The following is a 25832-nucleotide window of genomic DNA, read 5'->3' on the forward strand; positions in this document are numbered from 1 at the left end:
CCAGATCCCGGCCCGCAATCCGGACGAATGGCCGGGCAGCCGGGTTATGGTCGGCCACATGACGGTGAGAGCTGGACATTCGGCGCCGCTCGACACGCTCGACCGGCGCATCGTGGAGGAACTGCGCGCGGACGGCCGGATGTCCATGCGCTCGTTGGCCGAGAAGCTGCACATCTCGCGTGCCAGCGTCTACTCACGGGTGGAGCGGCTGCACCGCGACGGCGTCGTCACCGGGTACACGGCGGTGGTCGACCCGGAGCGCTACGGCTTCGGCATCTCCGCGTACGTCTACCTCAAGATCAGCCAGCACTCGTGGAAGGCGGTGCGGCAGCGGGTACTGGAGATCCCGGAGGTGTGGCACGGCGCGCTGGTGTCCGGTGACTACGACCTGGTGCTGCTGGTCCGGGCGCCGGACGCGCACAGCCTGCGCGACCTGGTGCTGTCCCGGTTGCAGACGATGCCGGACGTGACGTCCAGCCACACCGTGCTCATCCTCGACGAACTGCCCGCCGGCGGTAACGACCGCGACGGTCACCAGCCGAAGTTCTGAGTCCAGTAGATGCCGTAGGAGCCGCCGCGAGCCATGCCCGCGCCGATCGCCTTGAGCTTGCAGTTGAGGATGTTGGCCCGGTGGCCGGGCGATTCCATCCAGCCCTTCACCACGGCCTCGGCGGTGCGCTGACCTGCGGCGATGTTCTCCGCGCCGGGAGCGGGGTAGCCGGCGGCCTTGACCCGGTCCACGAACGTGCGGCCGTCCTTGGAGACGTGGTCGAAGTAGTTCTGCGCGGCCATGTCGGCGCTGTGCGCGCGGGCGGCGGCGGCGAGCCGGCCGTCGGCGGCCAACGCGGGGCAGCCGTTCGCGGCGCGTTCGGCGTTGGTCAGCTCGACCACCTTGGCCTCGGCGATCTCGACCTCGGTCTTCTGCGGCACGGCCGGCACGGCCGGTGCGGGCGGGGCAGGCGGGGCAGGCGGGGCGGGCCGCTTCACGGGGGCTTGCGCCGGCGGCTTGGTGGTGGTCGTGGTCGTCGTCACGGGAGCCGGGGCCGGAGCAGGCGGCGGCTCGGTGGTCGTGGTGGTGCTCGGCGACGTGGTGGTGGTGGTGTCCGACGTGGTCGGGGTGGTCGGTGGGACGTCGGCGTCGGACGTGGTGCGGATCGTCGCGGTGGCACCCGCCGCGACCAGGGCCAACCCGTCGGGGTGCTCGCACCCGGTCAGGGCCAATCCGGCGAGGACGGCGACGATGGGCAGCACACTGCTCTTGCGCGACACGCGAAAAACCTCAATCTGCATTCGACGGCATTTCGGGCGCGGCGACCGCGTGTGCGCTTCTTCGCAGGGTAAGCGCGCTGCGGTCGCCGCACCGGAGGAAGAACCGGGCCACCGGACATGGGAGCGCCTCGGTTGCCTCAATTCCAGAAATTACTTTATCCGGGAATGCAGAGCTGTCAACAACTATTTATTTAAGGAACATTTAAACCTTGCATCAGGTGCGGAAAAGGAATCGGCGGTCAGACTGGCTCCTCCGCGCGGCCCAGCCGCAGCTGCACCCGCGTGCCGCCCAGCGGTCCGCGGTCGACCACCAGCGAGCCGCCGGTGGCCTCCGCCGCCCGGCGGGCGATGTCGAGCCCGAGGCCGGTCGAGCCCGCGCCGCTGCTCCCCCGCCGCAACGCCGCCTCCAGGTCGTCGATGCCCGGCCCGGCGTCCTCGACGACGATCACCACCCGGTCGGCCTGGTGGAACAGCGCCACCACGAAACCGACGCCCTCGGCCGTGTGCCGGAAGACGTTGCCGAGCACCGCGTCCATCGCCGCGGCGAGGTCGCTGCGGGTCAGGGGGACGAACGCGGGGCGTTCGGTGCCGCGCAGGTTCCACAGCCGCTGCTGGTCGTCGGCCAGGGCGGACCAGAACACCAGGCGGTCGTGCACGACCTGGGCGGCGTCGCACCGGCCGCCGTCGGGGTCGTCGAGTTCGCGGCGGGCGGCCCGGATGAGTTCGTTGACCTCACGTTCCAAGGCGTGCACGGCCTGCCGGACGCGGTTGGCGTTGGGGTCCTGGCCGAGGGTTTCCGAATCGAGCCGCAACGCGGTGAGCGGTGTGCGCAGCCGGTGGGACAGATCGGCCAGGATTTCCCGTTCGTTGGCGACCAGTTGGCCGATCCGATCGGCCATCCGGTTGAACGCGCCGGCGGCGTCGAGCAATTCCGGTGGTCCGCTGGGTGCGACGCGGGTGCCTAGATCACCCTGGCCCATTTTGCGCGCGCCTTCGGCGAGGGCGGCGGCGGCTTTGACGACCCGTGCGCCGAGCCGGTCGGCGACGAGCACGGAGCCCAGCACCAGGGTGACGGCGACGCCGCTGAGCGCGAGCCAGGCCTGCCAGACGCCCCGGGACAGCTCGGACTGGGGCACGAACGCCTCCACCACGGCCACCCGGCCCTCGTCCAGCAGCACGGGTTGGAGGTGCACGAGACCGGCGGGGACGACGTCGGTGAACGCGAGGCCCTTCTCGCGGGCGGTCTTGAGTTGTTCTTCAGTCGCCACCGGCACGCCGACGACCTGGCCGTTCGCCAGGTGCACGGCGACGTCACCGCCGGTGCTGGTGAGGGCTTGGCCGACGGACGCCGGGTCGGTGGTGATCACCAGGACGGGGGTGAGCGCGCCGGCCAGGCGTTCGGCGTCGGCCTGCGCGCGGTCCTCGGCGAGTTGGCGCACGACCAGTGCCAGCGGGATCAGGAACGCCAGTGCCACCATCGAGGTGACGGCCAGCGAGACCAGCGCGAGCGACTTCCTCACTCGGCCGCCGTCAGCTTGAACCCGACGCCGCGGACGGTGTGCAGGTAGCGGGGTTGGGCGGCGCGTTCACCGAGCTTGCGGCGCAGCCAGGACAGGTGGACGTCCAGCGTCTGGTCGTCGTGCCGGCCGGGCAGGTTCCACAGGTTGGCCAGCAGTTCGGCGCGCGGCACCACCTTGCCCTCGCGGGCGGCGAGGTAGGCGAGCAGGTCGAACTCCTTGCGGGTCAGGTTCAGCTCCCGCCCGTCCAGCCGGGCCTCCCGCCGGTCGGGATCAACGGTGAGGCTGCCGATCTGCAACGGCGCGGGCGCGGCATCCTTCCGCGCCCGCCGAAGCACAGCCGACAACCGGGCCGCGAGATGCTCACTGGAGAACGGCTTCACCAGGTAGTCGTCCGCACCCGCGTTGAGCAGACGGACGATCTCGTTCTCGTCATCGCGGGCGGTGGCGACGATGACCGGCACGTCGCACACCCCGCGCATCATGCGCAACGCGTCCGCACCGTCCATATCGGGCAGACCGAGATCGAGCACCACAAGGTCGAACGCGCCCCCCGTGATCTCCCGCAACGCCTCCAGCGCCGTCCCCACCGGCAGCACCGCGTGGCCCAGCCCCGTCAACGCCCGACTCACCGCCGACCGCACCACCGGGTCGTCCTCGACGAGCAGCACCGACACCATGCCGCGCACCGTACCCACCCGCGCGTGTCCAACATTCAGAACGCGCGTGTCCTACCTCCAGGACGCGCGTGTCCAACGTTCGCGTCACGCGTGTCCAACGTTCAGAACACCCGAGTTTAACGCTCAGAACACGGGCCGACCGACCTGAGCGTTCAACTCGGGGTACCGGAACGTTGGACACGCGCGTTCTGGGTGTTGGACACGCGCGTTCCCAACGTTGGACACGCGCGTTCTGGGTGTTGGACACGCGCGTGGGGGCGGGTTCGCGGTCAGGGGTTCGAGGTTGGGGTGGCGCTGGCAGGATGGCTGGGTGACCAGGGGCCTGCAGTACCTCGCCGCGTGGTCGGCGTCGACGGCGGTCGCGGTGGCGCTGTCGTGGCTGGGCATCCGGTTCGTGCTGGACGCGGGTGCTCCGCAACGACCGCTCGTGGTCGCCGGACCCACGCAGTCCTCCGTGATACCCACGACCACCACGACGACCGCCGTCACGACTACCACCACCACGACCACAGCGGAGGTGGTCGCAACGACCGTGCCGACCACGACGACGGTCGTCCCCACCACGACGACGCAGCCCTTGCCGTCGGAGGAAGGCACGTGGACCGAGCAGGACGGCGAGCCCGTGTACCTGCGCAGCTTCAGCCTCCAGGGCGGGGTGGCCGCGATCCGCTTCTCGGAAAGCGACATGCAGCCGATCTCGGCCACGCCGCGCCAGGGCTTCGCCGCCACCGTGGAACAGCCCGCGGACGCCGTCGTGGTCGAGTTCACCAGCCCCGGCCACCGGTCCCGGCTGGAAGCGACGTGGGTCCGCGGCCCGCAGTTCCGGATCATCGAAGCCGGCTAGTCCAAGGCGAATCCGGGGGAGTCCGGGCAGGTCGGGGCGGGTCCGGGGAGTACGCCTAGATCAGGGCGACCTCCGCGCGCAGGCGGGGCAGCAGCGCGTGGAAGGCGTCGCCGGGGCACATGGTGCCGTCCCAGAAGTCGCGGTGGCCGTGGATCTCCGCGGGCGCGATCCCGTACTGGCGGCATATGACCGCGCACAGCCACACCAACGCGTCCCACTGGACGGCGGGTGGTGTCTGGTCGATGTAGGTGCCCTCGTTCTCGATGCCGATCGAGTTCCGGTTCTGGCCGAACGCGTGCGCGCCCTCCACCATCCGGTCACCGGCCAGCAGCGCGTCGAGGCTGCCGTGCCGCCCCTCCAACAGCACACCGCCCCGCGTGATGGTGAAGTGCTGCCCGGTGTCGCCCCAGTCGTTGACGTCCATGTGCAGCCCCTGGAAGAACCTCGCCCGTTCGTGCGCGTGCTGCCGCGAACCGTCCGCCACGTTCTCGGTCGCGGTGTGGTGCACGATGATCCGTTCCGGCTTGCGGCTCAACGACACCGGCTGTTCGACCGGCGGCCGGGCACCCCACTCGGCGCACGGCTCGATCCGCCGTCGGACGGCACGCGGCGGCAACGTGGACGCACCCAACCCGACCACCGCACCCACCCCGAGCAACACCGCGCGTCTGCTGACCACCACTCCCCCAATTCGTCAGCCCGGAGTGGATCACGAACGCGCTCCCGCGGGGAATCCCGACCGTGTCCAGGCCCTCACCCGTTCGCGACAGGGACTCCACTCGTTAGCGGGGTGGTGGTTCTATCACCGTCATGACGCACCCCGGCGAACCGCACCACGACGACCTCTCCGGCCGGCTCAACTGGCTGCGCGCCGGCGTCCTCGGGGCCAACGACGGCATCGTGTCCACGGCCGGCCTCGTGGTCGGTGTCGCGGGCGCCACCGCGGACCGCACCACCATCCTCGCCGCGGGCATCGCCGGGCTGGTCGCGGGCTCGCTGTCGATGGCGGGCGGCGAGTACGTCTCGGTCAGCACCCAGCGGGACACCGAGCGGGCCGCGCTCAAGCTGGAGGAACGCGAGCTGCGCGAGATGCCCGAGGCGGAGGAACGCGAGCTCGCCGAGATCTACCGGGACAAGGGGCTGTCCGAGGAGCTGGCCGCGCAGGTGGCGCGCGAGCTGACCGAGCAGGACGCCCTGCGCGCGCACGCCGAGGCCGAGCTCCAGATCGACCCGGACAGCCTGACCAGCCCGTGGCAGGCCGCGTGGGCGTCGCTGGTGGCGTTCGCGGTCGGCGCGCTGATCCCGGTGATCGCGATCGTGCTGCCGCCCACGGCCTGGCGGGTGTGGGCGTGTGCGGCGGCCGCGCTGGTCGGGTTGGTGCTCACCGGCGTGATCAGCGCCCGGCTCGGGTCCAGCCGCGTCGGCCGCGCGGTGCGGCGCAACGTGGTCGTCGGGTCGCTCACGATGATCGTCACCTACTACGTGGGTCTCCTGTTCGGAGTAACGGTCGGGTGAGGTGATCACGCAGTGCACACGCCCTCCGGAGTCGGCCGAAAAAAGTCACCACCTTGAGGTGTGAAGTACGCAAACTGCGGGTAACCGCAGCCGACTTGTCGCCGTCGAGCGCGGCAGGCCCGGACCGGAGGTGCGCGCCGTGACACACCCGCCCACATTCCTGCTCATCCCTCGCGGCGAGAAGGCGGAACGCCGGCTCTGGACCTTCCTGGCAGCCCTGTTCGCGCTGGTCTCGGGCATCAACGTGATCCTCGCGGTGAGCGAGGCGGGATGGCTGCAGGGCAGCGTCGCGGCGCTGTGCCTGATCGTCGCGGCGGGCTGCGTCAGAGAGTCGAGAAGGACCAGAGGCTGACTTCATCCGCCACTGAAGGCTCGAAACCCGGCGAAAACCTAGGCCGACCGGTCGTACCCCGTTGATAGTAATGGCGTCAAGTAGGGGTGGGATTCACCACGACGCCCTGTCGGACTAGAGCCATAACCGCGAATTCACACTATCGTCACAAGACCCCGGCAATCCCGGTGCACCGCTCGGCACGTCCCGCGACCCCATCCGGCCGCGGAACGCGCGCACAAGGAAGTGCAGTTCCTCCCGCACAACGGAGTGCGGTCCCCACGCCGAAGATCTCTCGGGCGTGGATCCACAGCAAGAACCTCTAGGCCGAGTGGTCCCGCGTAACGCCGCGCGCGGGCGTTCGGCCGTCTCCGTATGCCCGGACGAATGCCCGGACGACGCCACGGGAGGGCCCGTTGTGACCCACCACAAGCCGCAAGGCCTGTACGACCCGCAGTACGAGCACGACGCCTGCGGCGTCGCCTTCGTCGCCGATCTGGCCGGTCGCAGAAACCACGCGATCGTGCGCCAGGCCCTGGTGGCGCTGCGCAACCTCGAACACCGGGGCGCGCGCGGCGCCGAGCCGGAGACCGGCGACGGTGCGGGCATCCTGATCCAGGTGCCCGACGCGTTCTACCGCGAGGTCGTCGGCTTCCCGCTGCCCGAGCCGGGCGGCTACGCGGTCGGCACCGCGTTCCTCCCCCCGGAGGGTCACAACGAGGTCAGGGCCGAGGTCGAGCGGATCGCGGCGGAAGAGGGCGCGACTGTCCTCGGGTGGCGCGATCTGCCGGTGGACACCGATCACGTGGGTCCGACCGCGAAGACGACCATGCCCGTGTTCAGCCAGCTCTTCCTCACCGGTCCCGCTGGAGCCGGCCCAGAGGGAGCCGGCCCAGAAGGAGCGGGCACGGCGGGAGCGGGCACGGACGGTCTGGCGTTGGAGCGGCTGGCGTTCGTGGTGCGCAAGCGCGCCGAGCGCGCGACGGACGTCTACTTCCCGAGCCTGTCCGCGCGGACGATCGTCTACAAGGGCATGCTCACCGAGCCCCAGGTGGAGAAGTTCTTCCCCGACCTCACCGACGAGCGGGTGACGAGCTCGGTCGGCCTGGTGCACTCCCGGTTCTCCACCAACACGTTCCCGTCGTGGCCGCTGGCCCACCCGTACCGGTACGTGGCGCACAACGGCGAGATCAACACGTTGCGCGGCAACCGGAACTGGATGGACGCGCGCGAGTCCGTGCTCGCCACCGATCTCATCCCCGGTGATCTGGACCGGATCTTCCCGGTCATCACCCGCGGCGCCAGCGACTCGGCCACGTTCGACGAGGTGCTGGAACTGCTGCACCTGGGCGGGCGCAGCCTGCCGCACGCGGTGCTGATGATGATCCCCGAGGCGTGGGAGAACCACGCCGAGATGGACGCGCAGCGGCGCGCGTTCTACGAGTTCCACTCCACGCTCATGGAGCCGTGGGACGGCCCGGCGCTGGTGGCGTTCACCGACGGCACGCTGATCGGCGCGGTGCTGGACCGCAACGGCCTGCGCCCGGCCCGGTACTGGGTCACCGAGGACGGCCTGGTCGTGCTCGGCAGTGAGGCTGGTGTGCTGGAGTTCGACCCGACGACGATCGTGCGCAAGGGTCGGTTGGAGCCGGGCCGGATGTTCCTGGTCGACACCGCCCAGGGGCGGATCATCGACGACGAGGAGATCAAGGGCGAGCTGGCCGCCGAGCACCCGTACCAGGAGTGGGTGGCCGACGGCATCCTGCACCTGGCCGACCTGCCCGCGCGGGAGCGCGAGACGCCGACGCACTCGTCCCTGGTGCGTCGTCAGCAGGCGTTCGGCTACACGGAAGAGGAAATGGCGCTGCTGCTGGGCCCGATGGCCCGGTCCGGCGCGGAACCGATCGGCTCGATGGGCAACGACGCCCCGTTCGCGCCGCTGTCGGACCGACCGCGGCAGCTGTTCGACTACTTCACCCAGCTCTTCGCCCAGGTCACCAACCCGCCGTTGGACGCGATCCGCGAGGAACTGGTGACCTCGCTGCACGCCACCCTCGGCGCGGAGCCGAACCTGCTGAGCGCGGACGCCACGTCGTGCCGGCGGATCTCGCTGCCGTTCCCGGTGCTGGACAACGACGAACTGGCCAAGCTCGTGCACGTCGACGACGACGGCACGCTGCCGGAGTTCCGCACGTTCACCGTGCGCGGCCTGTACGAGGTGGCGGGCGGCGGTGAGGCGTTGGTGCGGCGGCTGGACGAGATCCGCGCCGAGGTGTCCCAGGCGATCCGGGATGGCGCGCGGCTGGTCGTGCTGTCGGACCGGGGCCTGGACGAGATCCACGCGCCGATCCCGTCGCTGCTGCTGACCGGCGCGGTGCACCACCACCTGGTGCGGGAGAAGACCCGCACCCAGGTGGACCTGATCGTGGAGGCGGGCGACGCCCGCGAGGTGCACCACATCGCGCTGCTCATCGGTTACGGCGCGAAAGCGGTGAACCCGTACCTGGCGATGGCGTCGGTGGAGGAGCTGCCGGACGTCGAGCCGGACGTCGCCACCCGCAACCTGATCAAGGCGCTGGGCAAGGGCGTGCGCAAGACGATGTCGAAGATGGGCGTCTCGACCGTCGCGTCCTACACCGGCGCGCAGATCTTCGAGGCGATCGGTCTCGGCGACGAGGTCGTGGACTCCTGCTTCACCGGCACCACCTCGCGGCTGGGCGGCATCGGGTTCGACGTCATCGCCGAAGAGGTCGCGCGGCGGCACCGGATGGCGTTCCCGGCCGACGGCGTCCGGGCGCACCACCGGGAGCTGGAGGTCGGCGGCGACTACCAGTGGCGCCGCGAGGGCGAAGCGCACCTGTTCAACCCGCAGACGGTGTTCAAGCTCCAGCACTCCACCCGCAGCGGGCGTTACGACATCTTCAAGGAGTACACGCGGGCGGTGGACGAGCAGGCCAAGCGGCTGTTGACGCTGCGCGGGCTGTTCGCGTTCAAGGAAGGCGTACGGGAGCCGGTACCGATCGACGAGGTCGAGCCGGTCTCGTCGATCGTCAAGCGGTTCGCCACCGGCGCCATCTCGTACGGCTCCATCTCGCAGGAGATGCACGAGGTGCTGGCCATCGCCATGAACCGGTTGGGTGCCAAGTCCAACACCGGTGAGGGCGGCGAGGACGCCGAGCGGTTCACCCCCGACGCCAACGGCGACTCGCGGCGTTCGGCGATCAAGCAGGTGGCCTCCGGCCGGTTCGGCGTCACCAGCGAGTACCTGGTCAACGCCGACGACATCCAGATCAAGATGGCGCAGGGCGCGAAGCCCGGCGAGGGCGGCCAGCTGCCCGGCGCGAAGGTGTACCCGTGGATCGCCAAGACCCGGCACTCCACGCCCGGCGTCGGCCTGATCTCGCCGCCGCCGCACCACGACATCTACTCGATCGAGGACCTGGCGCAGCTCATCCACGACCTGAAGAACGCCAACCCGGCGGCGCGCATCCACGTGAAGCTCGTCTCCGAGGTCGGCGTCGGCACGGTCGCGGCGGGCGTGTCCAAGGCGCACGCGGACGTCGTGCTGATCTCCGGTCACGACGGCGGCACCGGCGCGTCACCCCTGTCGTCCATCAAGCACGCGGGCGGTCCGTGGGAGCTGGGTCTGGCCGAGACGCAGCAGACGCTGCTGGCCAACCGGTTGCGCGACCGGATCGTGGTGCAGACCGACGGCCAGCTCAAGACCGGGCGGGACGTGGTGATCGCGGCGCTGCTCGGCGCGGAGGAGTTCGGTTTCGCCACCGCTCCCCTGGTCGTGTCGGGCTGCATCATGATGCGGGTCTGCCACCTGGACACCTGTCCGGTGGGTGTGGCCACGCAGAACCCGGTGCTGCGGGCGAAGTTCGCGGGCAAGGCCGAGCACGTGGTGAACTTCTTCGAGTTCATCGCGCAGGAAGTCCGGGAGCTGTTGGCACAGCTCGGCTTCCGCACGCTGGCCGAGGCCGTCGGGCACGCGGACCTGCTCGACACGCGGGCCGCCGTGGACCACTGGAAGGCGGCCGGGCTCGACCTGTCGCCGATCTTCCACGTGCCGGAGCTGCCGGAAGGCGCGGCCCGGCACCGCACCACCGACCAGGACCACGGGCTGGAGAAGGCGTTGGACAACACGCTGATCCAGCTCGCGGAGGGCGCGATCGCCTCCGGTGACCGGGTGCGGCTGGAACTGCCGGTGCGCAACGTGAACCGCACCGTCGGCACCATGCTCGGCTCCGAGGTGACCAAGCGGTGGGGCGGTGAAGGGCTGCCGGACGACACGATCGACGTCACGTTCACCGGCACCGCCGGCCAGTCGTTCGGCGCGTTCCTGCCGCGCGGCATCACGTTGCGGCTCATCGGCGACGGCAACGACTACGTGGCCAAGGGCCTGTCCGGTGGGCGGATCACCATCCGGCCGGTGGCCGACGCGCAGTTCGCCGCCGAGCAGCACATCATCGCGGGCAACGTGATCGGCTACGGCGCGACCGGTGGCGAGATCTTCCTGCGCGGCAAGGTCGGCGAGCGGTTCTGCGTGCGCAACTCGGGCGCGCTGGCCGTCGTCGAGGGCGTGGGCGACCACGGGTGCGAGTACATGACCGGCGGGCGGGTGGTCGTGCTCGGCGCGACCGGGCGCAACTTCGCCGCGGGCATGTCCGGTGGCATCGCCTACGTGCTGGACGCGGCCGTGCAGCGGGTCAACCCGGAGATGGTGGACCTGGACCCGTTGGACGAGTCGGACCGCGAATTCCTGCGGCGCGCGGTGGAGAAGCACTACCTGGAGACGGACTCGGCGGTGGCGCACGCGCTGCTGGCCGACTGGGACCTGGCGGTGGACCGGTTCACCAAGGTCATGCCGAAGGACTACAAGCGGGTGCTGGCGGCGCAGGCGCGGGCCGAGCTGGAGGGCCGGGACGTGAACGAAGCGATCATGGAGGCGTCTCATGGCTGACCCCCGCGGGTTCCTCACCACCGAGCGTGAGACTCCGCGCAGCCGTCCGGTTTTCCTGCGCCTGCGCGACTGGCGCGAGGTGTACGAGGAGTTCGAGCGGCCCAAGCTGGAGAAGCAGGCCGGTCGGTGCATGGACTGCGGCATCCCGTTCTGCCACCAGGGCTGTCCGCTCGGGAACCTGATCCCCGAGTGGAACAACCTGGTGTGGAAGGAGGACTGGCGGCTGGCGTCGGAACGCCTGCACGCCACCAACAACTTCCCGGAGTTCACCGGGACGTTGTGCCCCGCTCCGTGCGAGGCCGCGTGCGTGGTCGGCATCAACGGTGATGCCGTCACCATCAAGCGGGTCGAGATCTCCATCATCGACCGGGCGTGGGACGAGGGCTGGGTCACGCCTCAGGTGCCGGTGACGCGCACCGGCCGTTCGGTGGCCGTGGTCGGTTCCGGGCCCGCGGGCCTGGCTGCCGCGCAGCAGCTGACCCGCGCCGGGCACTCGGTCGTGGTGCTGGAGCGGGCGGACGCCATCGGCGGGTTGCTGCGGTACGGCATCCCCGAGTTCAAGATGGAGAAGTGGCGGCTGGACCGCCGGCTGGACCAGATGCGGGCCGAGGGCACCGAGTTCCGGACGAACGTGAACGTCGGCGTGGACGTCACGGTCGCCGAACTGCGGGAGTCGTTCGACGCGGTGGTGCTGGCCGGCGGCGCGACGGCGTGGCGCGACCTGCCGGTGTCCGGACGGGCGCTGTCCGGGGTGCACCAGGCGATGGAGTACCTGCCGTGGGCGAACCGGGTGGCGCGGGGCGAGCTGGACGCGCCGCCGATCACCGCCGAGGGCAAGCACGTCGTCGTCATCGGCGGCGGCGACACCGGCGCGGACTGCGTGGGCACCGCCCACCGGCAGGGCGCGCTCTCGGTGACGCAGCTGGAGATCATGCCCCGGCCGCCGGAGAAGCGCGCCGAGGCCCACCCGTGGCCGACCTACCCGATGCTCTACCGGGTGACGTCGGCGCACGAGGAGGGCGGCGAGCGGCTGTACTCGGTGTCCACGGTGGAGTTCCTCGGTGACGACGACGGTGCGGTCCGGGCGTTGAAGCTGGTCGAGGTCGAGGCGTCCGGTGGGCGGTTCGAGCCGGTGCCGGGCAGTGAGCGGGAGATCCCGGCGCAGCTGGTGACGCTGGCGATGGGCTTCGTCGGCCCGGAGAAGGACGGCCTGCTCACCGAGTTGGGCGTCACCCTCGACGCGCGGGGCAACGTCGCCCGCGACGACTCCTTCACCACCTCGGTCGACGGCGTGTTCGTGGCCGGCGACATGGGCCGCGGCCAGTCGCTCATCGTGTGGGCCATCGCCGAGGGCCGTTCGGCCGCCGCCGGCGTGGACGCCTACCTCACCGGCCGGCACGTCCTGCCGCGGCCGATCGAGCCCACCGACCGGCCGCTCGTGTGACCCGTCGCGGCGGGCGGCCAACGCCGTCCGCCCACCGCGATGCCTTCCCGTCCCGCGTCCGTCAGACCGCCGGACAGGTCTTCCAGGAGAACTGGTAGGTCGTCTCGACGCTGCCGTCGGTGGAGTCCATCGACATGAAGCTGGTGGTCTTGGTCGGGTCCGAGGTGCCGGCGTTCACCCGCAGCTCGGTGTTGATGTTGAGCAACCGCTGTTCACCGCACGGGTGGAAGACGATCGCGGCGAGTTCGGTGGTGTCGGTGGCCTGCCAGTCGTCGCTGAGCGGGCCGGCGTAGTTGTGGTTCTTGTACGACGTCGGCGACATGCCCTGGAAGTAGTAGTTCGCCCGTTCCAGGCCGGTCGCGCCCCGCTCCAGGTGGGCGAAGCCGCGGTAGTCGGCCTGGGCGATCCCGTAGGTGAAGCCCTGCGGGATGTTGATTCTCAGGTTGAGCTGGCAGTTCTTCCGGAAATCGGTGGGCAGGGCGCCGACACCCACCTGCGCCATGAACTGGCTGTAGGTGACGGTGAACGCCTTGTGGTCCGGTGACACCGCGACGGCCGCGGTCCCGGCCGGGCAACCCGAACCGTTGACGGTCACCACGTCGATCGTCATGTGATCCGGCGGTGGCGTGGTGTTGGGGGCCCCGCCGGGAGGAATGACGATCACCGCCGCTGCCATGGTGGCAGCCGCCAGGAAACTGAACATGGAGCACCTTCCGACTCGTCGTTGAACACAGCAATCGGCGGCGAATTGACGCAAGTCGAATCGATCGGCCCTATTCGAACAGGGCTAGCACCGCTTCCACGAGAAGTGGTAGGTGGTGCTCACGTTGCTGTCCGTCGAATCCATCACCATGAAACTCGTGCCGGTGGAGGGGCCGGCTTTGACCCGGAGTTCGGTGTTGATGTTGAACAGCCGGCGCTCACCGCACGGTGCGTACACGATGGCGCCGAATTCGGTGCTGTCGGTAGCCTGCCAGTTGTCGCTGAAGGGCCCGTTGTAGGTGTGGCTCTTGCGCGCGGTCGGCGATGTGCCCTGGAAGTAGTAGTTGCCCTGCTCCATTCCGACGGCACCGGCCTGGAGGTGCGCGAAACCGCGGTAGTCGGCCTTGGCGATGCCGAACGTGAAACCCTGCGGGTAGTTCACCTCGACCGCGAGCTGGCAGTTCTTCCGGATGTCGGTCGGGTCCGAGTCCGGGCCCGCCTGGGCGAGGAACTGGCTGTACGTCACGGTGAACGCGGTGCGGTCGGGCGCGGGGGCGACCGCCGACGTGCCGGCCGGGCAGCCGGACCCGTTCACCGTCTTGACTTCGATCGTGACGGAATCCGGCGCGGTCTCGACCTGCGTTTCACCGGATGATGGGACGATCGCGGACATGGCCAACAATGCCGCGGCCACTGTGGTCAGCATGGATTGCCTTTCTCTGCGGCGCTGCGAGGTACTGTGACGGCGGTCACAGGAAGATAGCGCAAGGCCGTCGCCGGCAGAGTTCCGCCATTAGAGTGGACGCGTTCCGGGCAGCGCCGCGGAAGGCACCCGGAATGAACATGCGCGAAAGTTTTTCGAGCCGACCCGTTTGGCGAATTCGCTACATTTCGAAATGGGACGGCCGCCCGCCGTTACTGTCGCCCGCCGCTACTTCGGTCGGGCGGCGACCACTCGCCGGATCAACTGCACCATTTGTGCGCACTCTTCCTCGTCCAACGCCTCGAACCAGCGCGCCTCCCGCGCGTTCTGGGTCGGGAAGACCCGGGCCACCGACCGGCGGCCCTCGTCGGTCAGCGCCACGAACACCACCCGCCGGTCCTGGCCGTCCCTGGTCCGCTCCACCAACCCGGCCCGCTCCAGCGTGTTGATCAGGTTGGACATCGCCGACCGGGTCGTCCCGGACAGGTCCGCCAGCCGCGCGGGCTGCGTCGGCCCCAGGATCCACAGCTTGAACATCAGCCGGAACCCCGGCATGGTCCACCCCTGCTCGCGGTGCACCAGGGCCTCGTAGTCGGTGATCATCATGTACGCCAGGTGCAGCACGTTGTACGACAGGCCGAACGCGTCCGCGTCGCCGCCCGACTCGGCGATCCGGTGCCGTGCGAACCGCTCGTAATCCTGCTCCGTCACCACATCGTCGGCGACGGGAACCTCCTGCTCTGCCACCCTTCGATCCTCCCAGGGCAACCCGGCCGACGGAACGCGAATGCGGCACACTGACCGCGTGATCGGGACCAGGCGATTCGCCATCACGGCCACGGTCGTGCTGGTGCTCGCCACCGCCGCGTCCGTGGCCGCGAGTTTCGACATCGTCAAGGGCGAGGGCGCGGTGGTCCTGGACGACCTCGCCCAGCTCGCCACCGGCCTGCTCGCGACCGGTTGCTGCTGGTGGACGGCCCGCCGGGTGACCGGGCCGGACCGGCGCTGGCGGCTGGTGACCGGCCTGGGCATGGCGGGCTGGTCCACCGGCCAGGCCCTGTGGACGTGGTACCAGCTGGTCGAACGCCGTGCGGTGCCGTCACCGTCGCCGGCGGACGCCGGGTACCTGAGCATCGTGCCGTTCGCGTTCATCGCGCTGCTGGTCATCGGCAGCTTCCGCCGTTCCGACTCGCCCGACGCGCTGCTGGACCGCCGGTCCCGCAGTACCCGGCTGGTGCTGCTGCTGGACGGCCTGATCGTGGTCGGGTCGCTGTTCGTGCTCACCTGGACGACGTCGCTGCGCGGGCTGGTCGCGGTCGGCAACCCGGGCACGACGAAGTTCCTGGTGGCCATCGCCTACCCGGTGACGGACCTCGCGCTGCTGGTGATCGTGGTGGTGTTGAGCGCGGACCGGAAGGTCGTGCTGCGGCCCCAGCTCCGGCTGCTCGGGCTCGGCCTGGCCGGGCTGGCCGCGTCCGACTTCGCGTTCGCCTACCTGGTCAGCATCCAGGCGCCCGAGGTGCCGCCGCTGGCCAACGCCGGGTTCGTGATCGGACCCGCGCTGATCGCGTTGGCCGCGCTGGCGCCGGTGCGGTCACCGCTGTCCGGTTCGGGCCGCCACCGCCGGTCGTGGCAGTGGGCCTACCTGCTGATGCCGTACGTCCCGTTGCTGATCAGCAGCGTGCTGGTGGTGCGCCGCACGCTCATCGGAGACCTGCGGCCGTTGGACGGGGTGGAGATCGCCTGCGGGTTCACCGTGTTCGTCGCGGTCATGCTGCGGCAGCTGGTGACCCTGGTGGACAACACGAAGCTGGTCCTGCTGCTGCGGGAGTCCGAATCCACCCTGACCCACCAGGCGAACCACGACCCGTTGACGGGCCTGGCCAACCGGGCGCTGTTCGAGAGCCGGCTGGACGAGGCGCTGACCCGCCACCACCGCGACGGCACGTCGTTCGGGCTGCTGTTCGTGGACCTGGACGACTTCAAGGCGGTCAACGACCTCTCCGGCCACGCGCACGGCGACGCGATGCTCGAACGGGTCGCGCAACGACTGCGGCAGTGCGTCCGCGACACCGACGTGGTGGCCCGGCTGGGCGGTGACGAGTTCGGCGTGCTGGTCGAGGGCGTGGAGGGGCCGGAGAAGGTGGCGTTCCGCGTCCTGGACGCGTTGGGCGACGAGATCAGCGCGTCGGTCGGCGTGGTGATCTGCGCCGACCACGACCCGGAAACCACCGCCTCGTCCGTGCTCAAACGCGCCGACAAGGCCATGTACCAGGCCAAGCGCGACGGCGGCCGGGGTCTGGTCATCCACCCCTAGGACCCGTTCGACGGCTCACGACGCGCGCTCACTCGCGTTCGCGGATCCTGGCGTTCACGGCGGAGATCCCGTCCACCACGGCGACGGCGAGGACGAGGACGACTGCCGCCACGAGCACCACGACCGACACACCGGTGCCCTGTCCGAGCAGCATCGTGGTGACGAACAGGGCCACCGCACCGAGGGCGAAAACCTTGGCACACAAGCGCAATCGCGTTTTCCACAGTCGCTCCACAGCGGCCCTCCCGCGCCTCTCCCGTACGAGAAACCACGGTCGCACGTCCCCGCGGACGACAGCGGCGGGTGGCAGGTTCGCGCCATGCGGCCGGACCGCGGGCCACGCCTTGCCTTGTACCGGGCCGAGCGCGACGGCGGGCGTGGCCCGGTCATCCACTCTGGAGGCCGGGGTGGGGCGGTCCGGCAGACTCGCCCCACCCCACGCCTTCGGTCAGTCGATCACCATCTCCTCGGGGCCGGACCACCACTGCACGGTGTACTCGCGTCCGACATCAGTGCCGGAAGGAGTTCACCTCGCGGACCGGCGGCCAGCCCCGCCTGTACTGCTCATCCGCGTGCAGGCAGCGTGCGTTCCGGGCTCGGCGGCTCACCGAACGGTCGGCTGCGGGGCTACCCGGCCAGTCGGAGGCGCTTACCCGCGGGTCAGCCCTTAACGGATCACCGCCGCGCACCTACGGTTGCCGCGACCGAGACGAGGAGATCTGGTGGCACACAACGGAGTTGGGGATCTGGCCGCAGGCGGTGGGCAAGTGGCGGCGCCGGTTCCTGGACAAGCGGTTGGAAGGGTTGGTGGACGAGCCGCGTCCCGGCGCACCCCGCAAGATCACCGACGAGCGGGTGGAACAGGTGGTGGTGGCCACGCTGGAACGGACGCCGGTCGACGCCACGCACTGGTCGCGGGCCTCGATGGCGGACGAGAGCGGGTTGTCCCGCTCGACGTCGCCACCGGCGAGGTCACCGGCTCCGTCCACCGCCGCAGGGACAGCAGCACGCGGGCTCGTCGACGTCGCGCCGTGCGAGCAGCTGCATGGTGAGCACGATCGCCGCGCTGGTCTTGCCGGCCCCGGCGCGTCGAGAACGACCGACTGCAGCACCCGCAGGTTGGCGAAGGCCGCCGTCAAGGTGTCCGTGTCGCCGCGCCGGACCTCGCGGCCTGGCCGCGCGTCACCATCGTCGGAGACTGAAGCGACCGACGGTGTGGTGGACACCCACCACACCGCCAGGGAGCGGGGCTGGGACAGCAGGCGGTTGTCGACCTGCTGTTGCTGGTCGGCCTGGCCTTGCGAGCGAACCGCAACAACGACCGTGCCCGGTGCGCGAACGAGCAGCGCACCGGGCACGAGTCGTGCGTCAGGAGCTATTTGCTCGCGGCGCCGGGTGGATGTTGTCCACGGACACCGTCGCGACCCACCAGTCAGATGCGCCGAGAGTGTGGACCAGAGCCGTGGTCAGGACCCCACCACCCGGGAGCAGGCGTGCTTCCAGTTGGGCAGGGAACGCGTTGGCGGGCGGCATCGTGTTGTCGTAGGACTCCAGCGTCACCACCCGCCCCGCGGCGAACTGATCGTTGGCCGCGTTGCTGCCGCTGACCACGCCCGTGACGCGCAGGAAAATCGTCTTGTTGGACTTGCGCGGCGAGATCTGCTGGACGGTCAGGGCGAACCGCTCGGCGGCGGACTCCGGGTCGAAGCCGCGCAACCGCGAGGTCCGGATGAGCCCGGCGATCGCGATCCACGCCCACACCACCGCGGCGATCAGCAGGACGGCCAGGAGCACCCAGGTCATCGTGGCGACCGACGGCTTCTCCAGGGCCACGGCCTCGCCGTCGACGTAGACGGGGAACGTGTCGCCGACGTCGTGCTGGTCGGCGACCACCGTCTCCCGGCGCTGCTGCCCGTCGTGCTCGAACTCGATCCGCAGGGCGCGGACCTGGTCGATGCTCCTGTTCCGCCGCGATCCGGTGGTCTGGGAGGTGGTCGTCTCCTCGACGGCGGTGGCCGTCACCTCGGCGCGGTCGCCGGTCAGCGTGCCCACGACGGAACTGCCGAGGTAGACGGTGAAGCCGGCGAGCACCGCCCAGAGCAGCAGCGACACGACCGAGCTTCGCAACCTCTTGGCGAAGTACTTCTGCAAGAACGGCGAGACAGACATTGTTCCTCTAGCGGTTTCGAGTGGTGCACGGGCTGCCTTCAACGGCGAGACACGCCGACGAATCGGGACCACGGCGCACTCACCGCGACGCCCCCGACAACCAGTGCACCGCATCCTAGGAGCGAAGACCCTGCCCCGGTGTGGTGCGAACAGACCACAACCACCGCGGTCGGCCGTTCTCAGCCTTTGCGCCAATCTCGCGTGGCTGTCCTGGGAGTTGCTCGAGCCACGCCAGCGCTGACGAGTAATGCGCAAGTCGGGATGACGGCCGGAGATGGACGAAGGGTGTTCAAGATCAGTTGCGACGACCGACCTGAACACCCTTCGAAGCCCGCGCAGCGTCCGGGACGGCATCGCGCGCGGGGAGTTCCGCGACGTCGGCGACGTGCACCTCGCGGTGGAGCTGCTGTCCGGTGTCATGCGCGCGAGCGCCGAACGCATCGGCCGGGACCCGGCCGCCTTCGCGGCCACGGTCCGCGCGGCGCGGGAGATCGTCCTCGCGTCTCTGGCCCGCCGCCCGGGGCAGGGTCCGTCGACCGGTCTTCAGCACGCACGGCATACCGCCATGGAGTGAGATTCCAAGCGCGGAACGCCCGCTCCCGGCCGACGGTGAAGCACTCGGAGTTGGCCGGCTGAGCCGGTTACAGCTACTGCCGCTCGCACTCCCGCTGGTTCTGGGGCCTGCGCCTGCACCCCCCGCCGGACTGCCGATCACCTGGGCCCTAGCCGACCCGAAGATCGACGAGCGGCAGGTGCTCATGGCCATCTGCGACCACGAGCCCCACCTGCCCGCCGAACGGCCGGGACTGCTGATCATCGCGGACAAGGGCTACGTCTCCGCCGAACTCGACGGCGTCGGAGTCCGTATCGCCCAACGACTCCTCGCCCTCACCGCCGCCATCTGGCACAACCGCGCCACCGGCCACCCGATCCCCGACCGCCTACGACCGCTGACCCAGTTGGGAATTACTCCGTCTAAACGAAGTCGACGCTCATCGGTTCCGGCGGACGCAGTGCTTCGCAGGCGTCCCCGCCAGAGGGTCCCCCTGTTTTGATCCTGCCAGTCGGCACCGACATTTCCGGCCGTCGGACCCGAGCCTGTGGACAACTCGTCGGCCCGCGGGCCGGTCAGCGCTTGGGCACGAAGGCGTAGATGCTGGCGGGCGAGCCGGAGCCGCGGCGGTTGACCGTGCCGCCGACCAGGATGTGCGCGCCGGTCGGCGGCAGTTCGGCCAGGTTCGCCAGGATCTCCAGGCTGATCCGGTGTTCGCGGTACAGGAGTTTGGAGACCTGGTACTCGGCATCCAGCGCCGACTCCGGGCTGAACGTGTCCGTGCCCAGCGCGCCGCGGCGCCCGAGGCGGCCGGTGTTCACCAGCCACTGCACGGCTTCCAGGGAGAACCCCGGCTGGTGCATCTGGCCGGCGGCGTCGTAGTTGAAGAACGCGGGCGTGCCCCAACGGTCCTCCCAGCCGGTCCACAGCACCACCGCGGCCTCGTTCGGGATGCGGCCGTGCTGCTTCTCCCACCGCTGGAGGTCGGCGACGCTCACCTCGTAGTCGGCGTCACGCGCGGCCTGCTGACGCACGTCGATCTTCACCGCGGCCAGGAACAGGTCCTCGGCGTCGAGTTCGTCGGCGTACGGCTGGTCGTCGTTGAAGTGCGCGGGCGCGCCCCAGTGCGTGCCGGTGTGCTCGCCCTGCTGCGCGTATTGCAGGTAGAACCCGTGTTCCGGCACGGTGGTCACCGTGGTCAGGGTGAACGCCGGGTCGCCCGGGTAGACGTTGGTCCGATCCGGGTCGTTGACGTGCGCGAGGTTCACCAACCGGTAGCCGGACAGCGGCGACCGACCCGAAGCGCCCGCCGACCCACTGCCCGCCGCGATCATGCCGCCCACCGCCGTAGCCACACCCGCGAGCATCGACCGTCTCCGCACTGCCGACCACTCCTCTGCCGCACTGTCACCCGATTCGGGCAACCGTACCGGCTACGTGATCACAAAACGATGATCTGCCGGACGGCTTCCCCCGCTGCCAAACGGGTGAATCCGGTGTTGATCTCCTCCAACGTGAGCTGTCCCGACAACAGCTCGTGCACGGGCAGCTGGCCGGCCCGGTACAGGTCGACGAACCGGGGCACGTCCCGGCGCGGCACGCACGAGCCGAGGTAGCTGCCCTTCAACGTCCGTTCCTCGGCGACCAGGCTCAACGCGGGCAGCGTGATCGTGCGGTCCGGGTGCGGCAGGCCGACGGTCACCGTGGTGCCGCCCGCGCCGGTGGCCAGGTACGCCTGTTCCAGCACCGCCGCGACACCGGTCGTGTCGATGACCTTGTCCGCACCGCCACCCGTCAACGAGCGCACCTCCGCCACCGCGTCCGGCCCACCGGCGACGTCATCGGTGGCACCCAGCTTCCGCGCCAACGCGCGCTTGTGCCCGACCACGTCCACCGCGACGATCTGCGACGCCCCGGCCGCCCGTGCCGCCAACAGCGCGGCCAGCCCGACCCCGCCGAGCCCGAACACCGCGACCCGGTCCCCCGGCGTGACGCCCGCGCTGTAGAACGCCGCCCCCGCGCCGGTGAGCACCGCGCAGCCGAACAGGGCCGCGATCTCGAACGGCAGGTCGGCGGGCACCAGCGTGGCCGATTTCTCCGACACCACGGCGTACTCGGCGAACCCGGACACGCCGAGGTGGTGGTGCGGACGCGTGCCGTCGGGCAGCCGGAGCCGCCGCGCGCCGCTCAACAACGTCCCGTCACGGTTGGCCGCCGCACCCGGTTCGCACAGCGCCTGCCGACCGGACACACACCGCCGGCACGACCCGCACGCGGGCACGAACGACAGCACCACGTGGTCGCCGACGGCGAAGTCCGACGCGCCCGGCCCGGTCTCCACCACCTCGCCCGCGGCCTCGTGGCCCAGCAGCATCGGCAGCGGCCGGATCCGGGAGCCGTCGATCACCGACAGGTCGGAGTGGCACAGCCCGGTGGCGCGCACCCGCACCAGCAGTTCACCCGGCCCCGGCGGGTCCAGTTCCAGGTCGAACACTTGGAGCGGACCGCCGACCTCCGTCAACACGGCGCCCTTCACGCGACCACCAGCCCTTCCATCGCGGCACGCAGACCGGCCGGGATCGCCACCGGCTTGCGGGTCCCCCGGTCGGTGAACACGTGCACGAAGTGCCCTTCGGCGACCACGTCGTCCCGTCCCTCGGGGTAGAAGCCGATCTCATAGCGGACGCTGGAGCGGCCGAGGTGCCCGATCCGCAGACCGGCGTCGACGGCTTCGGGGAACGCGATGGACGCGCGGTAGTTGCAGTGGGATTCCACGCACAGCCCGATGGCCTGCCCGTGGTGGATGTCCAGCCCGCCCTCGGTGATCAGCCACGTGTTGATCACGGTGTCCATGAAGGCGTAGTGCACGACGTTGTTCACGTGCCCGTACACGTCGTTGTCGTGCCACCGGGTCGGAATCCGCTGCCAGTGCCGGTAGTCCTTGCTCACCTAGCCTCCTGTGTCAGTCCAGCATCCTGGTCAGCTCCACCCGGGACCGCACTTCGAGCCTGGCGAAGATGTTGCGCAGGTGGTGTTCGACGGTGCGGTGGCTCAGGAACAGCCGCGCGGCGATCTCCCGGTTGGTCGCGCCCTCGGCGACCAGGCGGGCGATCTGCGCCTGCTGCGGTGTCAGCGCGGCGGTCGGGTCCACCTCGGACCGGCCGGCGGCGCGGTTGGCCGCCCGGTCGGCGGTCCGGTCGGCCTGCGACGGCCCGATGGCCTCACCCGCCGCGCGCAGCTCGGCCCGTGCCCGCGCGACCCACCGGTCGGCCTCGTAGCGCTGGAAGATCTTCACCGCGTCGCGCAGGAGTTCCCGCGCGGCCCGCGGTTTGCGGTCGCGGCGCAGCCGGTGGCCGTAGAACAGCTCGGTCTTGGCCATCTCCATGGCGGTGCCGCTGGCCCGGTGCAGCCGGATCGCCTCGCGGAAGTGCTCGTCGGCGCGCGGGCCGTCGGCCAGCAGACCGCGGCAGCGGTGCGACAACGCCAGCCGCGCCGCGCTGCCGGTGGTGCCCGCCCACTTCTCGTACCGGCGCAACGCGCGGTCCGCGGTGCCCGGCCGGCCGCAGCCGACGGCGGCCTCCACCACGTGCGGCGCGGCCATCACCTTGATGCCGGTGTGCACGCCGCCCGACCCGGCGGCCATCAGCCGCAGCCGGTCCAGCGCGTCGGCCGGGCGGTCCAGCACGAGGTCGACGCAGGCGAACGCCCACGCGCCGAACGTGCCGGAGCGGCCGAGACCGCGTTCGGCGATCTGCTCGGCGGCGGCTTCGATGCGGTGCACGGCGGTCTCGGTGTCGCCGCGCAGCGCGGCGAGCAGGGCGAGGATCGTGAGGTGGTCGACCACGGCGTTGTGCTGGCCGATGGCGGTGGCCGCGTGCACGCCCTCGAACGCGGCCGACAGCGCCACCGAGTGCTGGTCGAGCAATAACGCCGACAACGCCCGGTAGACCAGCGCCCACGGCACCAGCGCGGTCAGGCCGTACTCGTGTGCCGCGGTCACCGCGCTGGTCCCCAGTTCGTGCGCCCTGGTCGCGTCACCGAGGATGTAGGCGGCCTGGCCGCCCCAGATCTTGGCCTGCGGGTGCGGCATCCGTTCGGCCAACTCCACCACCGAGCGCAGCACGGGCAGTGCCTCTTCGTGCCGTCCGGCGAACGTGGCGGCCATGCCGGCGAGGTGATCGAGGGTGATCCGGGTTTCGTCCGGCTCGTCGGGGCGGCGCAGGGCGGCGGCGAACGCGGCGGTCTCGGCGTACCGGACGTGGTCGCCCGCGATGCTGGCCGCCTCACCGGCGAAGCCGAGCGCGGTGATGGCCAGCGTGCGGTGCGTGCCGACGAGTTCGCCCGCCGCGCGCAGCAGTCGGCGCACCGCGACGTCCGGCAGGCCGTTGCCCAGGTCCAGGCCGCCGCGCAGCAGTTCGGTGCGCGCCCGCAGTTCGTCGTCGTGGGTGAGCCGGGCGGCCGTGCGGAGCGCGACGCGGGCCCGGCGTGGCGCGCCGGCCGCCCAGTGGTCGGTGGCGGCGGCGATCAGGTGCCGGGCCCGCGCGTCCGGGTCGGCGGTCAACGCGGCGGCGCGGTCGTGGTCGCGGGCGGCGCCCCGGTAGTCGCCGCAGCGGCGGGCGCGGCCGGCGGAGTCGACCAGCCGTTCGGCGAACGCGTCCCGCACACCGGGTACGCGGGCGGCCTCGTGCCAGGTGCGGCGCGGACCGGGCGGCAGGGCATCGGCCAACGCGGCGTGCGCGGCGTAGCGCAGGACCGGCGGGATCTCGGTGCTCAACGCGGACCGGACCAGCGGCCCGCCGCCGAGCAGGGCGTCGGCCTCCTCGATCGCGGCCAGGTCGAGGTCCGGCATCCGGGCCAGGGTGTCCACGTCGACCTCGTCGTCCACCACGCTCAACACCGTCGCGAACCGCGCTTGCGGTGACAGGTCGTGGAAGCGGGCGCTGAACCGGACCCGCAGGGAGCTGTCCTCGGGCAGCGCGTCAGGCTCGGGCGCGGTGCCGCCGAGCTGGTGGGAGGTCAGCGCGCGGGCCAACTCGGTGAGCGCGAGCGGGTTGCCGCGGGCCAGGTCGGCGACGTCGTCGGCGAGACCGGGCGCCAAGCCGGGCCGCAGTTCGCGCAGCACGCGCAGGCTGTCGGCGTGGTCCAACGGGTCCAACCGCAGCCACGGCAGGCCGTAGGGCTCACGTTCCGTGGCGATCAGCACGGCCACCGGCTCGTCGGCGACGTTCCCGGCCAGTTCCACCAGCCAGTCGGTGTCCTCCAGCAGGTGCGCGTCGTCCACGCACAGCAGCACTTCCCGGCCGGTCGTGGTGGCGACCTCCCGTGTGGCGGCGAGCATCGCGGTCTTGCCCGATCCGGGGGCGCCGCGCAGCACCAGCGCCCCGCCGCGACCGGTCCGGGCGCGGGCGAGCAACGCGTCTACGGCGACGCGCTGCCGCTCACGTCCGCGCAGCATGCGGCCAGTCTGGCCGGAGATCGACGCGCGGCGGAAGGGGTGGGCCGAAAATTATCTACCAGCGTTAGGTTTCCGGGTCGGACCGGTGGTTGCACCGATGCGGAGTGCTCACTCAGTGGCGCAGGGTCATCGCTGTACGTAACCCCTGCCAAGCGAGGTGTACACCGACGTGCGACTCCGCAGACTCATACCTTCCCTGATACCGGTATTGGCCCTGTCGTTGGCCGGCGTGACGCCGGCGACCGCGGCCGAGGCCGAGTACCGGCGCGGACCCGACCCGACAACGGCGGGCATCGAGGCCCCCCGAGGCCCGTTCACCGCGGAGACCACCACGGTCTCCCGCTCGTCGGCCTCCGGTTTCGGCGGCGGCACGATCTACTACCCGACGAGCACCGCCGAGGGAACCTTCGGCGCGGTCGCCATCTCACCCGGCTTCACCGGCACCCAGTCCAGCATCTCGTGGTACGGCCCCCGGCTGGCGTCACACGGCTTCGTGGTGATCACCATCGACACCAACTCCACCCTCGACGCGCCCGACAGCCGGGCGACGCAGCTGCTGGCCGCGCTGGACTACCTGACCCAGCGCAGCACGGTGCGGACCCGGATCGACGCGTCCCGACTGGGCGTCATGGGCCACTCGATGGGCGGCGGCGGCAGCCTGCGGGCCGCCGAGCAGCGGCCCGCCCTGCAAGCGGCCATCCCGCTGACCCCTTGGCACACCGACAAGACGTGGCCGGGCGTGCAGACGCCGACGCTCGTGATCGGCGCCGAGAACGACTCCACCGCGCCGGTCTCGTCGCACTCGGAGCCGTTCTACACCTCGATGCCGTCCACAATGGACAAAGCGTACCTGGAGCTGAACGGCGCGAGCCACTCGGCACCGAGCAGTTCCAACACCACGATCGCGAAGTACAGCATCGCGTGGCTCAAGCGGTTCATCGACAACGACACCCGCTACGAGCAGTTCCTGTGCCCGGCGCCGGCGCGCGGCACGCTGATCGAGGAGTACCGGGACACCTGTCCGCATACTGCCTGATCCGCACGAGGCAAGACCTGGGCGTGCTGCCGTGACCATTCGCGACAGCACGCCCGTTCCATTTTTTGGTGCGGAACCACCGGGGCGGACACTTGCCGACAGACAGGCGCGAGACACCGCGTCGGCGTACCCGCCCAAGGCTGATCTTTTGTCCGCAAACATGCGGAATGACCACCGGAGCGATACTCCAGATGGTCGTCAAGGCCACTTTCCGGTGAAAATCACTGGGCCAAACGAGCTAATGATTCCCCTCCATAACGAATCGTCTCACCAGCGCCCGCAAGATCACCCGTTATCACCCTTGAGGTGGACAACTTTCACAGTGAGTACT

General features: G+C 70.5%; 22 protein-coding genes and 2 pseudogenes. 11 read left to right on the forward strand and 13 right to left on the reverse strand.

Going from position 1 to position 25832, the window contains the following annotated elements; translation table 11 throughout:
• Window positions 1-58 precede the first annotated feature (58 nt).
• A complete protein-coding gene (locus ALI22I_RS43380) occupies window positions 59-550 on the forward strand; it encodes an Lrp/AsnC family transcriptional regulator (RefSeq protein ID WP_077012032.1) in 492 nt (163 codons plus the stop codon).
• Here ALI22I_RS43380 and ALI22I_RS43385 read toward each other — a convergent pair.
• From ALI22I_RS43385 to ALI22I_RS43395, 3 genes are all read right to left on the reverse strand, one after another.
• On the reverse strand, window positions 532-1269 hold the full coding sequence (locus ALI22I_RS43385) for a CAP domain-containing protein (protein WP_077011415.1): 738 nt from the start codon (window positions 1267-1269) through the stop codon (window positions 532-534). The genes ALI22I_RS43380 and ALI22I_RS43385 overlap by 19 nt on opposite strands.
• A gap of 239 nt (window positions 1270-1508) precedes the next feature.
• Window positions 1509-2789 (reverse strand): sensor histidine kinase, encoded by a 1281-nt coding sequence (locus ALI22I_RS43390; protein ID WP_077011416.1) that lies wholly within the window; start codon window positions 2787-2789, stop codon window positions 1509-1511.
• The gene (locus ALI22I_RS43395) at window positions 2786-3466 is read right to left on the reverse strand and encodes a response regulator transcription factor (RefSeq protein ID WP_077012033.1); all 681 of its coding nucleotides are present in this window, start codon (window positions 3464-3466) and stop codon (window positions 2786-2788) included. Before ALI22I_RS43395 ends, ALI22I_RS43390 begins: the two co-directional genes overlap by 4 nt.
• A 310-nt stretch (window positions 3467-3776) precedes the next feature.
• Here ALI22I_RS43395 and ALI22I_RS43400 point away from each other — a divergent pair, with 310 nt between their 5' ends.
• Entirely contained in the window at window positions 3777-4310 is a 534-nt protein-coding gene (locus tag ALI22I_RS43400) for a hypothetical protein (RefSeq protein WP_077011417.1), read from the forward strand.
• Window positions 4311-4365: 55 nt separating this feature from the next.
• Here the strand turns inward: ALI22I_RS43400 and ALI22I_RS43405 are convergent, their stop codons facing one another.
• Window positions 4366-4989 carry a peptidoglycan recognition protein family protein gene (locus ALI22I_RS43405; protein ID WP_238598867.1) on the reverse strand — a complete coding sequence of 208 codons (624 nt, stop codon included), beginning with the start codon at window positions 4987-4989 and terminating at the stop codon, window positions 4366-4368.
• Window positions 4990-5120: 131 nt separating this feature from the next.
• Between ALI22I_RS43405 and ALI22I_RS43410 the strand changes: the two genes are divergently transcribed.
• The 4 genes from ALI22I_RS43410 (at window position 5121) to ALI22I_RS43425 (ending at window position 12566) form a co-directional block, all read left to right on the forward strand.
• Complete coding sequence (locus tag ALI22I_RS43410; protein WP_077011419.1) at window positions 5121-5825, forward strand: VIT1/CCC1 transporter family protein; 705 nt, start codon at window positions 5121-5123, stop codon at window positions 5823-5825.
• A gap of 139 nt (window positions 5826-5964) precedes the next feature.
• Window positions 5965-6177 (forward strand): hypothetical protein, encoded by a 213-nt coding sequence (locus ALI22I_RS43415; protein WP_077011420.1) that lies wholly within the window; start codon window positions 5965-5967, stop codon window positions 6175-6177.
• A 397-nt stretch (window positions 6178-6574) separates the two neighbouring features.
• On the forward strand, window positions 6575-11122 hold the full coding sequence (gltB, locus tag ALI22I_RS43420) for a glutamate synthase large subunit (protein ID WP_077011421.1): 4548 nt from the start codon (window positions 6575-6577) through the stop codon (window positions 11120-11122).
• Window positions 11115-12566 carry a glutamate synthase subunit beta gene (locus ALI22I_RS43425; RefSeq protein WP_077011422.1) on the forward strand — a complete coding sequence of 484 codons (1452 nt, stop codon included), beginning with the start codon at window positions 11115-11117 and terminating at the stop codon, window positions 12564-12566. The genes gltB and ALI22I_RS43425 overlap by 8 nt, the downstream gene beginning before the upstream one ends.
• Before the next feature lie 61 nt (window positions 12567-12627).
• On the opposite strand, the gene ALI22I_RS43430 is transcribed toward ALI22I_RS43425, so the two are convergent.
• From ALI22I_RS43430 to ALI22I_RS43440, 3 genes are all read right to left on the reverse strand, one after another.
• Complete coding sequence (locus ALI22I_RS43430; protein ID WP_202971223.1) at window positions 12628-13242, reverse strand: DUF4360 domain-containing protein; 615 nt, start codon at window positions 13240-13242, stop codon at window positions 12628-12630.
• 111 nt (window positions 13243-13353) lie between these two features.
• Entirely contained in the window at window positions 13354-13974 is a 621-nt protein-coding gene (locus ALI22I_RS43435; RefSeq protein ID WP_077011424.1) for a DUF4360 domain-containing protein, read from the reverse strand.
• 225 nt (window positions 13975-14199) lie between these two features.
• Window positions 14200-14718, reverse strand: a complete 519-nt coding sequence (locus ALI22I_RS43440; RefSeq protein WP_077011425.1) for a MarR family winged helix-turn-helix transcriptional regulator — start codon at window positions 14716-14718, stop codon at window positions 14200-14202.
• 58 nt (window positions 14719-14776) lie between these two features.
• Here ALI22I_RS43440 and ALI22I_RS43445 point away from each other — a divergent pair, with 58 nt between their 5' ends.
• On the forward strand, window positions 14777-16288 hold the full coding sequence (locus ALI22I_RS43445; protein ID WP_238598868.1) for a GGDEF domain-containing protein: 1512 nt from the start codon (window positions 14777-14779) through the stop codon (window positions 16286-16288).
• A gap of 28 nt (window positions 16289-16316) precedes the next feature.
• On the opposite strand, the gene ALI22I_RS51635 is transcribed toward ALI22I_RS43445, so the two are convergent.
• The gene (locus tag ALI22I_RS51635) at window positions 16317-16493 is read right to left on the reverse strand and encodes a hypothetical protein (protein WP_179118546.1); all 177 of its coding nucleotides are present in this window, start codon (window positions 16491-16493) and stop codon (window positions 16317-16319) included.
• A gap of 554 nt (window positions 16494-17047) precedes the next feature.
• Between ALI22I_RS51635 and ALI22I_RS54255 the strand changes: the two are divergent.
• A pseudogene (locus ALI22I_RS54255) lies at window positions 17048-17233 on the forward strand (helix-turn-helix domain-containing protein); the annotation flags it as partial.
• Window positions 17234-17656: 423 nt separating this feature from the next.
• Here the strand turns inward: ALI22I_RS54255 and ALI22I_RS43460 are convergent.
• On the reverse strand, window positions 17657-18457 hold the full coding sequence (locus ALI22I_RS43460; RefSeq protein ID WP_077011428.1) for a hypothetical protein: 801 nt from the start codon (window positions 18455-18457) through the stop codon (window positions 17657-17659).
• A 274-nt stretch (window positions 18458-18731) separates the two neighbouring features.
• Here ALI22I_RS43460 and ALI22I_RS43465 point away from each other — a divergent pair, with 274 nt between their 5' ends.
• Window positions 18732-19031, forward strand: coding sequence for a hypothetical protein (locus ALI22I_RS43465; protein WP_202971192.1), 300 nt, complete (start codon window positions 18732-18734; stop codon window positions 19029-19031).
• Between the two features lie 17 nt (window positions 19032-19048).
• Window positions 19049-19512, forward strand: a pseudogene (locus ALI22I_RS54260) (hypothetical protein); the annotation flags it as partial.
• A gap of 73 nt (window positions 19513-19585) precedes the next feature.
• Here ALI22I_RS54260 and ALI22I_RS43475 read toward each other — a convergent pair.
• The 4 genes from ALI22I_RS43475 to ALI22I_RS43490 form a co-directional block, all read right to left on the reverse strand.
• Window positions 19586-20365 (reverse strand): cyclase family protein, encoded by a 780-nt coding sequence (locus tag ALI22I_RS43475; RefSeq protein ID WP_238598869.1) that lies wholly within the window; start codon window positions 20363-20365, stop codon window positions 19586-19588.
• Window positions 20366-20451: 86 nt separating this feature from the next.
• Window positions 20452-21546 (reverse strand): zinc-binding dehydrogenase, encoded by a 1095-nt coding sequence (locus ALI22I_RS43480; protein WP_077011431.1) that lies wholly within the window; start codon window positions 21544-21546, stop codon window positions 20452-20454.
• Window positions 21543-21959: an acyl-CoA thioesterase gene (locus ALI22I_RS43485; RefSeq protein ID WP_077011432.1), complete on the reverse strand. Its 417-nt coding sequence runs from the start codon at window positions 21957-21959 to the stop codon at window positions 21543-21545. The genes ALI22I_RS43480 and ALI22I_RS43485 overlap by 4 nt, the downstream gene beginning before the upstream one ends.
• A 13-nt stretch (window positions 21960-21972) precedes the next feature.
• Complete coding sequence (locus ALI22I_RS43490) at window positions 21973-24465, reverse strand: helix-turn-helix transcriptional regulator (RefSeq protein ID WP_077011433.1); 2493 nt, start codon at window positions 24463-24465, stop codon at window positions 21973-21975.
• A gap of 169 nt (window positions 24466-24634) precedes the next feature.
• On the opposite strand from ALI22I_RS43490, the gene ALI22I_RS43495 reads away from it, so the two are divergent.
• A complete protein-coding gene (locus ALI22I_RS43495) occupies window positions 24635-25501 on the forward strand; it encodes a poly(ethylene terephthalate) hydrolase family protein (protein ID WP_077012034.1) in 867 nt (288 codons plus the stop codon).
• Window positions 25502-25832: the final 331 nt, after the last annotated feature.

Origin of the sequence: Saccharothrix sp. ALI-22-I, from assembly GCF_001984175.1 — a bacterium.
Taxonomy (GTDB): domain Bacteria; phylum Actinomycetota; class Actinomycetes; order Mycobacteriales; family Pseudonocardiaceae; genus Actinosynnema.